At 52.0% G+C, this 12903-nt stretch carries 9 protein-coding genes and 3 pseudogenes; 3 read left to right on the forward strand and 9 right to left on the reverse strand.

All coding sequences use genetic code 11. The features are described 5' to 3' along the window. Positions 1–68: 68 nt before the first annotated feature. From FBY04_RS32965 to FBY04_RS31870, 3 genes and pseudogenes are all read right to left on the reverse strand, one after another. A pseudogene (locus FBY04_RS32965) lies at positions 69–278 on the reverse strand (alpha/beta fold hydrolase); the annotation flags it as partial. A 246-nt stretch (positions 279–524) separates the two neighbouring features. Then, a complete protein-coding gene (locus FBY04_RS31865; RefSeq protein ID WP_178115393.1) occupies positions 525–962 on the reverse strand; it encodes a response regulator in 438 nt (145 codons plus the stop codon). 325 nt (positions 963–1287) lie between these two features. Then, positions 1288–2112, reverse strand: a complete 825-nt coding sequence (locus tag FBY04_RS31870) for an NAD(P)-dependent oxidoreductase (RefSeq protein WP_144931353.1) — start codon at positions 2110–2112, stop codon at positions 1288–1290. A 213-nt stretch (positions 2113–2325) separates the two neighbouring features. Between FBY04_RS31870 and FBY04_RS31875 the strand changes: the two genes are divergently transcribed. Then, complete coding sequence (locus tag FBY04_RS31875) at positions 2326–2643, forward strand: hypothetical protein (RefSeq protein WP_145319631.1); 318 nt, start codon at positions 2326–2328, stop codon at positions 2641–2643. Between the two features lie 154 nt (positions 2644–2797). Here the strand turns inward: FBY04_RS31875 and FBY04_RS32970 are convergent, their stop codons facing one another. The 6 genes and pseudogenes from FBY04_RS32970 to FBY04_RS31900 form a co-directional block, all read right to left on the reverse strand. Next, complete coding sequence (locus FBY04_RS32970) at positions 2798–2971, reverse strand: hypothetical protein (protein ID WP_256667220.1); 174 nt, start codon at positions 2969–2971, stop codon at positions 2798–2800. A 123-nt stretch (positions 2972–3094) separates the two neighbouring features. Further along, positions 3095–4208, reverse strand: a pseudogene (locus FBY04_RS32980) (PhoPQ-activated protein PqaA family protein); the annotation flags it as partial. A gap of 501 nt (positions 4209–4709) precedes the next feature. Beyond that, complete coding sequence (locus FBY04_RS31885) at positions 4710–4982, reverse strand: hypothetical protein (RefSeq protein ID WP_144931357.1); 273 nt, start codon at positions 4980–4982, stop codon at positions 4710–4712. 625 nt (positions 4983–5607) lie between these two features. After that, the gene (locus tag FBY04_RS31890) at positions 5608–6858 is read right to left on the reverse strand and encodes an EAL domain-containing protein (RefSeq protein WP_145319635.1); all 1251 of its coding nucleotides are present in this window, start codon (positions 6856–6858) and stop codon (positions 5608–5610) included. 89 nt (positions 6859–6947) lie between these two features. Then, positions 6948–10541 (reverse strand): transporter substrate-binding domain-containing protein, encoded by a 3594-nt coding sequence (locus FBY04_RS31895; RefSeq protein WP_144931361.1) that lies wholly within the window; start codon positions 10539–10541, stop codon positions 6948–6950. A gap of 4 nt (positions 10542–10545) precedes the next feature. Next, entirely contained in the window at positions 10546–11172 is a 627-nt protein-coding gene (locus FBY04_RS31900; RefSeq protein WP_144931363.1) for a response regulator transcription factor, read from the reverse strand. 618 nt (positions 11173–11790) lie between these two features. Here FBY04_RS31900 and FBY04_RS32555 point away from each other — a divergent pair. Together FBY04_RS32555 and FBY04_RS31905 are read left to right on the forward strand one after the other, a co-directional pair. Then, positions 11791–11990: pseudogene (locus FBY04_RS32555) on the forward strand (hypothetical protein); the annotation flags it as partial. 237 nt (positions 11991–12227) lie between these two features. Then, the gene (locus tag FBY04_RS31905) at positions 12228–12620 is read left to right on the forward strand and encodes a tail fiber domain-containing protein (RefSeq protein ID WP_144931365.1); all 393 of its coding nucleotides are present in this window, start codon (positions 12228–12230) and stop codon (positions 12618–12620) included. Positions 12621–12903 lie beyond the last annotated feature (283 nt).

Raw genomic sequence — 12903 nt, forward strand, 5'->3', positions numbered from 1 at the left:
GCCTTGAAATATCGTTCACCGAGGGAGTTCAGGCGCTTAGCGGGAACATCAATTTAACGGGGAGTTGGTGTCCGGTTTGGTAGGGGCAAGTCCAGTCTGCCTGATGCTCCGTGTCCCCATAGGTCCGGCACAATCACACGATAGTGTTGCGACAAAGCCTCAATCTGCGGCGCCCACATGGAGTGGTCCCACAGATAGCTATGTCCAAACAATATGGTATGACCGCTACCTTGTTCAGAGTAGTGAAGTGGCTGTCCATCAATATTAATAACAGGCATCGAAATATCTCCTTCGTCCATTGATAATTGTTCTGCGAATATCGTCGCATAGTGCCGGTCAGAGAAAATTCGTTTCAGTTTTTAGTAGGGGGATCCCAAGCGAAATATAAAGCAGATAAAGCGCTAAAATTGCTATTTTAAGTAAGTAATAAGATAAGTGTTTTAAGTTGATGATAGGGTCTATAACGTAGGTTGTCTCAATCGTAGGTGGTTGTAGAGGTGGTTGAGCTTGCCGTTAGTGACTCCTCAAAGATTTTTCGCGATATCAGAACATTCAAGCGTACTGGATAGTTTTACCGGATAGCCCGTGCTCTTTCGTTTGAACTGCCGCAGCAATGCTTCCAATAGCTCCATGGGCAGTGGCTTGCCAAGGTTGCCTAGGAATTGCAACCCAAGATAACCAGCCATCTGAGCAACCCCTTGGTGTAAAGCAGTATCAACCTCATTAGTAATAATGACCGCCTGAATCAGATTTGCTTTGCATGCGCGACGAAGAAATATTACAGGCATATGCAAATCGCAAACTACAATATCAATACCTCCTACTGCTGCTAGCTCAGCCAATGCCTCTTCGCCATTCTGGGCTTCAAGTACATATGTAACTCCGGAGTTTTTCAGCGCTGCGACCGTCAGAGCCCGCTGAAACGGGTGACTATCGAGCACTAACACTTTCAACTGTAACATACACATTTGTCTCACGACCGAGCAATCTTAAGACCTTATGCAGCGGTGTGCATGGCGGATGTCAGGCGGTTCTCTGCTTGATGTAGGAAACTTCCTTTGGAGCGGTCAAGCTGCACGCTGCTGCAAGCGCTGGAGAGGCAATGAGACTGTGGTGGAACAGCCTGCTCAAGGCGCGAACGCCATCACCGACATCGATTATCCCGAGCCTGTCTGCAGGCGTAGTAGACCAATTACAGCGGTCATGCCTTTCAATTAGAATAGGTAAGTTTCGCAAGCCATCTTCCAGGGATTGGTGCTCTTGCGAATGAACATTTCCGAGGCAGCGTCAATCCAAGAACAAATCTAGCACCAGCGAGCCGCCCTGCGGATCGTAGCGGTACTGATCGAACTCGGTCTGACCCTGTTCACGCAGCAGCTCTTCGTCAATCAGCAGACGGCCGGTGATATTGCGTCCGCTGCTGGAGAGGATCGCGTGACCGGCGTCGGCCATAATGGACGGGGTCCGGGCGCGCTTGAAGGCATCACGTCCGCCAAGTTCGAACTCGATGGCAGCGGTGGCGATAATAGTTCTGGGCCACAGAGAGTTGACGCTGATGCCGTACTTCTTGAACTCGTCGCTCATGCCGATGGTGAGCATGCTCATGCCGTACTTGGTGATGGTATACGGTGCATGTTGGGCAAACCATTGGGAGGACAGGCTGAGCGGTGGCGAGAGGTTAAGGATGTGGCCATTGCTGCTCTGCTTGAGGTAGGGTAGGGCGGCCTGGCTGCAGATCATCACCGCGCGGGTATTGATCTGATACATCAGATCGAAGCGTTTCGGCTCAAGGTGTTCGACTCCCGAGAGGCGGATGGCCCCCGCGTTATTGACTAAGGCATCGATACTACCGAAGTGTTCAGCGGCCTTACTCATGGCCTCACGCACCGCCTTCTCATCACGCACATCCAGCTGCAGGGGGAGTGCCTTGCCGCCGGCGGCTTCGACCTCTTCCGCCACACTGAAAATGGTGCCGGCAAGTTTCGGGTGGGCCTCGGCGCTCTTGGAGGCGATGACGATATTGGCGCCGTCAACGGCGGCGCGCAAGGCGATTTCGCGGCCTATGCCGCGACTTGCGCCAGTGATGAACAGAGTTTTACCGGAAAGGGACATTGCAATCTCCTGTTATTGTCTTTGGGCAGTTTTGCAGTTTTGCGAATGGATTCACCTCTATAGAAAAGCAGGTCATGACCTAAGCTTCTTCTATCTCAATCAGCAACTAGCTAGCAGCGCTTCGGCTGGTTGCCGCGTTGAATCAGGTTATCCAAGTTTTGGGCTCCATGCTTACAACTCAGGCGACCTTCAATGAAAGTTGCCAGGATCTGCATGCAGTTAAGACAATTAATCTTTATATTCATACAAGATTTTTCCTGGGTTTCTGTGGGATTTTTCTACACTTCGGAGGCGACTTTAAAGCTGAATGCTGCACCTGACCTGTCGCTGGATGTTGTTGCAATGCTTAAGCCAAAACTGGAGCTTGGCTGGCAGCCGCCGTATCCTGAGGATGTTACGCATGATGGGGGATCGTTTTTGGGGACTCTTTTAACGCAGTTTGGCTGGCTAAAAAGTACCGGAGAACGCTACGACAAACTTCCCAAAAATTTTGGCAGATTCATTCAGATCTGCGTGCGCTCCATTATCTAGCCCCCAACCTTGAGCCCAGCCCCCAACCTTGAGGCCAGCCCCTAACCATGAGCCCAGCCCCTAACCATGGGCTGACGGCGGCGACCATCGTTGCCAAGCTAGTGGCGGCTGTCACCACAAACATGGAGCTTTTGTTGCTGTGAGATGGAAGGATTTAGTGCTGATCTTTATCGCTTAGGGTCTTGCACGCGGGTTCGATGGCCGGCGGGGCCTGAGTCGGATAATGCTCGGGTAGCACCTGTACCGGTGTGGTCGTGATGAAGCCATCGGCGAAGGTTGCTTCGACGAAGGTCGCTTTCCAGCCACTCTTGGGTGAATCAACTAGCATTTGAGCGTTGAGCGGGCCGGAGAGCCTCACTGTTTCAGGAGTGTAACGCACACCGCACGGATATCGAAAATCCCGTGCAATCGGGTTTATTGCTGTCCATTGAGTGACTTGGATCGGTGCTTCAGAGAATTGCAACTCGATGGTGTGTGGCGAAAGGTGCGGATTCGAGCGCACTGAAATTGTCGGCAGGGGCAGTCCTGTTGCCAGCGATTGATGACTGGAATGAGCGAGTTCTCGATGAATTGACTGATGCCGTAGTGGCTGGCATTGGGGGCGACGCGCAAGGTTTTCGGTCCGGGCAATTGGTTGAAAAAAACCGCGTATTATCCGGTAGGAAAAAATCGTCACTACTGGCGTTGACGATGTATTTGGGGATCTCCAATCGATCAGCATAGCGCGTTCGCAGGTAACTCAGCGGATCTTCGATTTTTATCAGTCGTGCGAAATTTTCAGTGCTGATTAGTTGGGTAATGCCTTCATGATGGTAGGCAAAAAATGCCAGTGGCCAGTTCTTTCCATAGCTTTGATAGGTATGTTCAAGCACCTTATCCATGCCCAGCAAGTCGATGACGAAGGGCACGATGGCCTTGATCCGGTGATCGGCAATAGCTGCCAGCCAGGCGGCCCAGCCACGTTTGGAGGCGCCGCTGACGATGAAGTGATCTATCTGCCATGGTTTCAGTTCCTTTTGTGCGAGGTCCATTGCCTTGACCATCGACACCACCATTGGCAGGCGCACCGACATAAACGGAAGCTGAGTATCGAGAAACAGTTTCCAGCTATGTGCAACGCCGGCATCTTCGGTGCGAGAAATACCGTCGTCGGCATAGGTTAGGTATTGGTTCGGAATATTGCTGACTGAAATGACAATCGTACGAGTTTTTTTGGCTATTCCAAGTGCTTGGGCTTCTGTAAAATCTGTTGGTCCGGCGGAGCTCCTTTGGCCGTGGGCGTAGGGTGTCCCGTTATTGGCTACGAGCAACGCTTGGCCGTGCAGGGCATTGTCCGGTATATAGATGTCGACATCGTGTTTCCATTGCACTGGGCTGACCAAACCCTGTGGCGACCATTGTTGGGAGGCCAAATCGAAGCTGCGTTTCTCCACCCCCGGAAATAGTGTGCTCCCTTTGGCAGTGTAGATCAGTGGATTAAAGTCTTCCGCTTTCTTGTAGCAGGTGAGGATCTCACCGAAGTCTTGATTGCTGGCCTCGAAACACGCTTGGGCAGATGCATACACGGTGTCACTGGCGAACAGGCTGGGCAATCAGTGTAAGCAACGCGGATGGAGTACTGAATTGCATGAGAATCTCCTTGTCAGGCTGGAGCGATTGAGTCTGAGCGCAGTGTGAGTGCCGCCAACCGTCAGCTCCTCTGGTTAGGGCTATTGTTAAATTCTTCCGCTTTTCAGCCGATGGCTATGCTGGGTGAGATAGTAAGCACTGGGGTAATCTGTGGGATTACTTAGCCCTGAGGCCTGTTGAACAAGGGCTCAGGCCGATAGGGATAGAGAGTCACCTAGCTTTTGGTGTCATATTACTTTTATACAGGTCTCGCTACCACGTCCGCCCACACCCAGGGCATTTGTAATAGCGGGCACATAATCAGGCAGAAAATATGATTTATGGAGCGTGGTCGTATAGTTACCATTAGTGTCTTGATCATGGCTAATGAAGGCAGTCCCAACCCCACGATCAGTCGGAGCTGCTGGGTTGTCGTTGGCAAAGTACATGGCCAGAATTTAACCTTGTGCGGCTGCGAAACCAGAATAAAAAACAGAGCCACCGCCCGCTTCTACACTGAGTTTAAATTGATAGGCGCCAAAACTTTTTTCAAAGTGGCTGGCTTGTTCGTTAAGCGAGATGTCCAACGCTCCCAGGTAAGGTCCATCCTGATTGTCAAAACCCGTGCATCGATATTTGCCCGCTATATTTAAGAGGTCGTTGGGCTCTGCCACAGCAAAAGTACTGTACGAGAACAACAATGTTAGAAGAACAGTGGAGATGTGATGCATGCATAAGTCCTCTTATTAGTTACGTCGTCTGCTCAAACTGTCTATTGTTTTTGCACTTGCATTTATTAGGCTGGCATGGTGCGTCAGTCAATTATTACACGGCAGTTTGTGCAGGAGGGGAGCTGCAATTTCTGCGGTATGTGTAGGAAACTTCTCTGGGTGAGTTGCCTGAGTGTAGATTTAGTTATGACGAAATTTACTGTCGAAAGTCAAAACGGGCTGATCGCAGCGGAGGTAGATTTAGCAGAAAGCGCTCAGGTCGGACTAGCCGAGCGAAACCTATCCTTGGGCGGGTGCTGGAGCGAGATCCGGTAGTCGATGATAGCCAAATAGGTGGGTGCGCATGGTCACCATACAGGGCTCGTAATGTCGACGTTGCGGATGAACCACCGCTTCATCCACTGCTGGTACTCAGCGCAGATGAGGCGTTGGTAATTTGGCTTGGTAAGTGGCTCAGTAACGGCGTGGGGGCGCCATGACCCCAGTCATCAGGGCCTTGAGGACATCATGAGATAAGTTAGGATTCAGTGATGTCGCGAGATCTCCCTCACGATGAAATATTCAAGTGGGGTCGACGCAATACCAAGTAACATGCACTAGCAAAGCCCGGAGAAGAGTCGGTGTGTCAGGGGGAGGCAGGCCCCGTGAGACAAGGCGTCGCCCGGAGGGGCAGGTTCAATTGCGAGCTACTCATCCACTTCAAGGCGCAGCCAGCCATCATAGGGCGAGCATAGAAGTAACCTTGCCCCTGTGTGCATCCCATTGCGACCACCTGTTGGTGCTGTTTGACAGTCTCAATCCCCTCGACAACGAGGCTCATTCCCAGGGAATGGGCCAACATCTGCGTACTTTTGATTGCCGCTTTGTAACGTGGCTGACTATCTAGGTCGCGGACGAAAGCCTTATCGATCTTAAGTTCAGTGAACGGTAGCTGACACAGGCGCTGCATAGTAGAAAAGCCAGTACCGAAATCGTCGATTGCGAGGCCACAACCGAGCATCCGCAGACGTAGCAGATTCTCCAAGCTAGTTACAGAAGGCCTCAACAGGCCGCTTTCTGTGATTTCGAAGCTAATGCCGTGGCCACTCAACCCCCAGCATCGAAGCGTAGTTTTTATCTGTGGCACGAGACGAGCTCCGTCCAATTGGTCAGCATGTAGATTGAATGCCAGACACACCGGCATTCCTTTGCTCAGACACACTCGACGAAATCGAAGTCCTTGCTCGAATAACTGGAAAAACAGCACATCCAGCAGCCCGCAGCGCTCCAGCACTGACATGAAGCTGATCGGAGAGAGCACCTCACCTGAGGGATGCCGCCAACGTGCCAATATTTCGAATCCAGTAACAGCACCGTTCATTAGGTCGACTTTCGGCTGATAGCAGGCTACGAACTCGTTGTTGCGAAGTCCCTGTCTTACATCGGCTTCGCTCGGTATGTCGATCAAGGAGGGCCGTGCCAGTGTGGATGTGGATTCCTGTTTTCCTGCTTCTTCCACTAATAGTCGTAATTGATCCAGCACGATCGGCTTCGGTAGTTCACCCAGTACGTCGAAGCCCAATAGAGCACCGATTTGTACCGCAGTCCGGCGCAGTTCATCGGGGAGACTACTGCAAATGATAACCTGTCCAACCATGTCGGATAGACTGATAATGCGTAGCAACTCGAGACCGTCCACATCATCCATGCATAGATCGCACAATAACAAGTCAACCCGACCTGTGCGTTTCAGCAGCGAAAGAGCTTCCGCACCAGATCCCGCCTCGAGAATCTCGCAATCATCGATTTGACGAAGCAAATTAACAGCCACGGATCGCTGGAATGGATGATCCTCCAAAATCAAGATACGTAAAGAAAACACCGTTAATTCATCCAATAATTAATAAAATCATCAGTGGATGATTTCAGCTTTCAATTGAATAAACAGCTGGAAAATTCTTCGCTTTTCGCAGGACATTTCTGCGCTTATGTTGCGCAGTAAGTTTCGAGCATATCAGTCAACTGAAGTATAGCTTCACGCAGGTTGTCAATTCTTGCGTCCAACTCATGACGCTCGGATTCCATTTTGACCTCCTCGAGCATTTCGCAACAATGCTCCAAATGACGGGCCTTGAGAATAAGAGCTCCGCCCTTCACGCGATGGGCGAGCACTCTCAGTCCTTCGTTGTTTCCCGCGGCTGCAAGCTCATCGAGACGAAGCAGATCGCTTCTATTAGTCGTGATCAGCTTGTCCAGCAAATCCTTCACGGCATCGACGTTTCCTCCGCTCATCCTTTCCAGATCAGATAGTCCAATGAGCTCCAGCGTCGCCGAAGGTCTTTGTATCTCCTGTGGGATTGGTCGCGCCAACCCTAGACGCTTGGACAACTGCGCAAGGCTGGTGGGTTTGAACATGCAACCATCCATTCCCGCTGCTCGGCACCTGTTCTCCTCATCGATTTGGGCGTTGGCAGTGAACCCGAGTATGAGACAGGCCTTCCTCCCAGTGTTCAACTCTTCCCCGCGAATCAGACTGGTCATCTCATAGCCGGTCATGTTGGGCATGTTGCAATCACTGATCACGACGTCGAAGTGTCCGGTTCGCCAGATGTTCAGTCCTCTCCTTCCGTCCTCGGCCTCCACCACTTGATGCCCCAAGAAGCTCAACTGCTGAACTAGCAGCAAGCGATTGGCTGGGTAATCATCGACCACCAACACCCGTAATCCCCTCACCGGCGTTTCGATAGGGTCGAGCTCTCCTGGCTTAGGGGTAACCAAATCTGGCAGGATGTCGAAGGCGAGCCTTACCCGAACGATTGTTCCTACTCCAAGAGTACTGCTGAGCGTCAGACTGCCTCCCATCATTTCACTTAGGTTGCGGCAAATCACCAGACCGAGCCCGGATCCATTGCGCGCATGCTGTTGATTACTTGCAGCTTGCACAAAAGGTCTGAACAAACGCAGCATTTCGTCTTCCGCGATGCCAATACCGCTATCCTCCACCAGAAGCTCGACGGACTGGCGATACTCACTATGGGGCTGGCATAGGCGTAGCGTCACACGCACGGCCCCCTCCTCGGTGAACTTGATTGCGTTGCCGACCAGGTTGGAAATCACCTGTTTAAAGCGCAGCGGATCAACTAGCACATCACAATCAGCGGCCGGATCCAGTTCCATCTGCAGGCCGATATGCTTTTGTCGTGCTAGCCCATCGAAGACTCTGACCACTGACTCAACCAGAGGGCCCAATTGAGCACGCTCGGGGGAGAGGGCGAGCTTACCTGACTCGACCTGGGCGATATCCAGGATATCGCCGATCAGTTCAAGCAGGTGGCTGGCCGCATCGGAGGCCACATCGATGGTCAAACGATCGTATTCTCCTCTCTCTGCCTTCTTCGAGGCCAGCTCTAACATCCCGATAACCGCATTCAGAGGAGTGCGGATCTCATGGCTCATAGTAGCCAGGAAGGTGGTTTTCGCTCGATTGGCATCATCCGCCTCAAGCAGTAGGCGCTGGCGTTCAGTAATATCAATCCAGCCTGCGATAACGCTTGCCATCTCGCCGTTGCCCAGCCGGAACGGCAGCATCCAGTGAAATATCGCAATTGTTTGCCCATTGAGTAAGGTGAGATGATTGTCGCGGATCAGTGGCTCTCCGCTTGTCATCACTTGGCGATAGGCGGCCTCGAAGGCGGGTGCCTCGGGCATTTGCCCCAGCGTGCTTTCACACAGTGTCTTGCCAATTACCTGTTCACGGGTGACGCCGAACACGTTCAGATAGGATTGATTACATGTGACTAAGCGCAACTCATGGTCGCGTACATAGATGGGATGCGGCGTGCCATCGATCAGCACTCGCTCAAACTCTATCTGATCGATCAATCGTCGCTCTGCCTCTTCGCGCCGACGGATCTCTTCTCGCAACCGACGTATCCATACAAAGGTCGCGGCTAGCAGCAATAAGGCGGCCAGCATGGACGATAGGATAGTCCTGCGGTGCGCCGCCCAAAAGCTGCCCTCGAGAACCACATCTCGGCTCCAGAGGCTCGTGAGGTCCTCCAGCTCGTTCGGCGGGATGCTGAGTAGTGCCTTGTCCAGTATGTCGCGCAACTCCTTGGCGCCCCTATCAATCGCGAAAGCGATGTGGCCGGGGGTGGAGCCGATAGTAGTAACGATGCGCAAACGATCGCGATACTGTCGGGAGATGATGTAGCGTGCACCAATCACATTGGTGACCCCTCCCTCGACATCGCCGTTGGCAACCCGCTCCAGTATTTGCCCCACGTTATCGATCAATACCAGTTGAATCTTCGGATGATTCTTGATCAAGTAACCGATTAACTCGTTGCCGTGCGTCACGGCTAGCCGTTTGCCGGCCATTTCTTCTAGAGAGACAGGTGCCTCTGGGGTGTCGCGGGTGACCAATACAAAGGGATTGCTGAAATAGGCGCGGGTGAAATCGAAATGCTCTTCTCGCGCCTTACTCGGTGAGAGGGCGGCGAACATGTCTGCCTCGCCGTTACGAATCTTGCGCGTAGCCTCCGCAATTGACACAACAGGCCGGGCGTCGAAGACAAGCCCTGTACGAAAGCTGATTCGCTCTAGAACATCTGCCGCGATTCCGCGAAACTGGCCCTCGTCGTTGCGGAAGGTGAGCGGCACGAAGCTTTCGACGAAAAGGACCCGAATGCGCGGATGCCGATTCATCCAGGCTTGTTCGGGCTTCGTGAATTGCAGTGCCGTACCGATTGGGGCGATGATGCCCCCACCCCAGCGTCTGATGATTTCCTGACGTTGCTCTTCTGAAATCTCTTCGATAGCCGCGTTCACCAGACGATGAAGCCGCTCATCGTCACGACGTAACGCCAGCGCAAAGGCTCCGGGCTCTAGCGCAGCAAAGTTAGCCAGTTGAAGATTGCTGATGCGGTGCGCAAATAAATTGGCTGTCAACAGGTCACCGAGAAAAACATCGGCCTTTCCGAATGACACCGCGCTCACGGCGCTCTGCACTGACTCGTGTAGTTGTAGCTGCGCCTCAGGATAAGCCAGCTGGACCTGTTCGGGAGGGAGGTAGTGATAGAGCATGGCCACTCGCTTGCCCGCGAGTTCACCTGCCGCGACTGCTGTTTCGCCAGTGCGTGTGACTAGGGCTGGATGGTCCACAGCATACGACTGACTCAGTGTAAGGTCCTTCTCTGCTGAATCGTACGTATTGGCGCTCCCAAGAACATCAATTTCCCCACGGCGCAAGGCCTCGATGGCGGCTTGACGGGAAGGATAGCGCCGAACCTTCACTTGTAAATTCAATAACTTGCCGATCAATCCAACAATATCGGCAGTAACGCCTTGGTAGTCCCCGGTGTTGGATACAATATCGAAGGGCGGATTGTCCGGGGCGTTTACGCCCAACCGCAAGCTGCCCTTGACTGCAAGCCATTGCCTATCCGCTCCCGAGACCTCCAATTGGAAGTCGTTACGCTCACCGTACTGCAGAAGACTTAGTGATTCTGCCTGCGTGGTCGTTACGTCGGCACACCATACCAACCCTAGCAGCAATCCATAACAAATGGATCTGCGCATGGCATCAGACCATGCCGTGACGTTTAGCCAGATCGGCAAGTTCCACTACCGAAGATACTTTGAGTTTTTCAATCAGGCGGGTCTTATATGTGCTTATCGTCTTGTTGCTGAGCAACATGGCATCGCCGATTTGCTTGTTACTCAGCCCTAGGGCAAGTTGGCGGAACACCATAAGCTCCCTATCGGACAGGCTTGAAATTTGCTCGGCCTCACCACTCTGATTATCTCTACGACGCACCGAGAGTAGTGCAACGTCTGGGAAGTAGGTATAGCCGGACATTAGCACCTTTAAGGCTTTGCTCAGATTGCTCAGGTCATCGGCTTTGGAAACGAAGCCGGCCACTCCCGCGTTCATGCAGCGTGCTACGACATATTCAGCGGGCTGTGCAGTGAGCACTAGAATCTTGATAGACAACCCGAGTAAGCGGATACGCTCAATCACTTCCATGCCATCTACTTGAGGAATACCGATATCCAGAACGAGCAAGTCTGGCTCCAGAGTGCGAGCAATGTGCAACGCATCGGAGCCGTTATCGGCTTCGATCACCTCCTCGAAGCCTTCGTTTACCAGAATCATTTTCACGCTGGCCCGCACGAAAGGGTGATCATCAACAATCAATGCTGTGGGCATTGCTCCTCCTGGAATGAAAGGTCAGCCATTCTAACACTTGACTGATGAGCGGAAAGATTGAAGCGTAGGGCAAGGGCTTGCGACCGTGTTGTCAGGGGGTGAGTCGCACGCGCTGAAGCGACACGTGAGCTTGAGCTGACATCTATCCAGGCACAATCATTTTCAAGTCTGGTGTCCGCTCAGCCCCCATGCGTAACAAACCTACACGTAAGTAGCCGTCGTTGCGCTGCCCGCTATATTGCGTTGCGAACTGACATCTGTGCCCAAGAATGAAGCCTCACCGCTGACTATTCAACATGAAAGTACAAAGGGTCCCTTCTTCCTCTCGGAGTGCGCGCATTTTCTCTGGTTCTGCCTACACTTTCTGCTGGAAATGTCTTTTATGTCTGTAGGAAATTTCCCTATGCATATTACCCTGTCAGCCTGCCGAAGCTTGTCAATCTCGCAAAGTCAGGGTTCGGCCCTATCAAGTATGCGACGTCAAATGTGCGCTAACGCTGGCGTCGCCAGCGACTTCCAAGGCGAGCGAGGTAAATCTTAACACCTGGCATTCGGGCGTCCAAACGACTGTGCCAGGGTGTGTGCGGACAGGGAGGGTCCGTGGTTTGCCGCAGGCCACATCCGTTTCGGGTAATCAAGCGTCAGTTTGGCTATATAAAGCGCTTTCGCGGCTTGATGAAAACACCGCGTAACAGGCCACGCTATTTGCCCTGTCAAACCTGTGGATGATGCGAAAACGGCTGCTGATTGGCGGAGAGATGCGCCTGTCATGTGGGAAAAGAGCCTTGAAAAAGGTGTTAAGAACAGAAAAGGTCTGATTTCTGACCAAGCCAGCATTTTTTAAACTCAACCAAGGAGGGCTTAAATTGCTGATTACTTCAGACCTTTCCTAGGGCTGAAGAAAGGTCCTACGCGCGCCAAAGAATCATCCGATGTTCACGCAAACATTATTGGGGTTAACTATTTTCTGGTCTTAAGTGGGTAGAGTTGCTAATCGCTTAGGGATTAAAACTAAACTTACATCTGTCGGTACATAATAAATAAAGGAGTAATCAATGGCTGGTATTAAAGGTTTTGTCTTCTCTGGCGCGCTATTGTTGGCAAGTTTCGGTTCTGTAGCCAGCGCCGAGGCAGGAGGCATCGGAAACCGATGCTGCCCATTCAGTGACGAACGCCTGAAACAAAATATTCAACCTCTACAGGGAGCTACCGAGAAACTACTTGAGTTACATGGTGTGTCTTATGAGTTCAAGCGCGACGGCAAGAAGGATGTAGGCTTGTTAGCTCAGGACGTAGAAAAAGTATACCCTGAATTGGTTGTAGAAAAGGAAGGTTACAAGCAATTAGATTATGAGAAATTAACCGCGCCATTGATTGAGGCTGTACGGGAGCTAAATGGGAGGATAGCGAATTTGGAAGCCAAGACGGCGGCAAAACACACTCACTAAGCAGGTGGCTGTAATAAACTGAGCACAATATCTCACTTATCGGTACGGTGTTGTACTCAGTTCGCGATTATTCAATGAACTCTATGGGAGATAGATGGCTTATGTACAAGTCTGCATGGGGTTCTTCTGTTCTTGCGTTTTCTTGCTTGGCACAGATCACTGCATTGCAGCAGGTACGTCAAATGGCGGTAAGCGTCTGCCGAAGTCACCTTGCGTGACTCAGGCCGGCACCCACTGATGCGGTAGCAGTTGATCAATCTCACTGGCACGCTGTGTTGGCAGC

It is taken from the genome of Pseudomonas sp. SJZ080 (assembly GCF_007828295.1).
GTDB classification, from domain to species: Bacteria; Pseudomonadota; Gammaproteobacteria; order Pseudomonadales; family Pseudomonadaceae; genus Aquipseudomonas; species Aquipseudomonas migulae_A.

What these genes read in the sequence shown, in the direction of transcription:
- FBY04_RS31870 (WP_144931353.1), bottom strand. Translation starts at nt 2,112, where the DNA reads ATGTCCCTTTCCGGTAAAACTCTGTTCATCACTGGCGCAAGTCGCGGC.
- FBY04_RS31900 (WP_144931363.1), bottom strand. Translation starts at nt 11,172, where the DNA reads ATGCCCACAGCATTGATTGTTGATGATCACCCTTTCGTGCGGGCCAGC.
- FBY04_RS31885 (WP_144931357.1), bottom strand. Translation starts at nt 4,982, where the DNA reads ATGCATCACATCTCCACTGTTCTTCTAACATTGTTGTTCTCGTACAGT.
- FBY04_RS31875 (WP_145319631.1), top strand. Translation starts at nt 2,326, where the DNA reads ATGCAGTTAAGACAATTAATCTTTATATTCATACAAGATTTTTCCTGG.
- FBY04_RS31905 (WP_144931365.1), top strand. Translation starts at nt 12,228, where the DNA reads ATGGCTGGTATTAAAGGTTTTGTCTTCTCTGGCGCGCTATTGTTGGCA.
- FBY04_RS32970 (WP_256667220.1), bottom strand. Translation starts at nt 2,971, where the DNA reads ATGCTAGTTGATTCACCCAAGAGTGGCTGGAAAGCGACCTTCGTCGAA.
- FBY04_RS31895 (WP_144931361.1), bottom strand. Translation starts at nt 10,541, where the DNA reads ATGCGCAGATCCATTTGTTATGGATTGCTGCTAGGGTTGGTATGGTGT.
- FBY04_RS31865 (WP_178115393.1), bottom strand. Translation starts at nt 962, where the DNA reads ATGTTACAGTTGAAAGTGTTAGTGCTCGATAGTCACCCGTTTCAGCGG.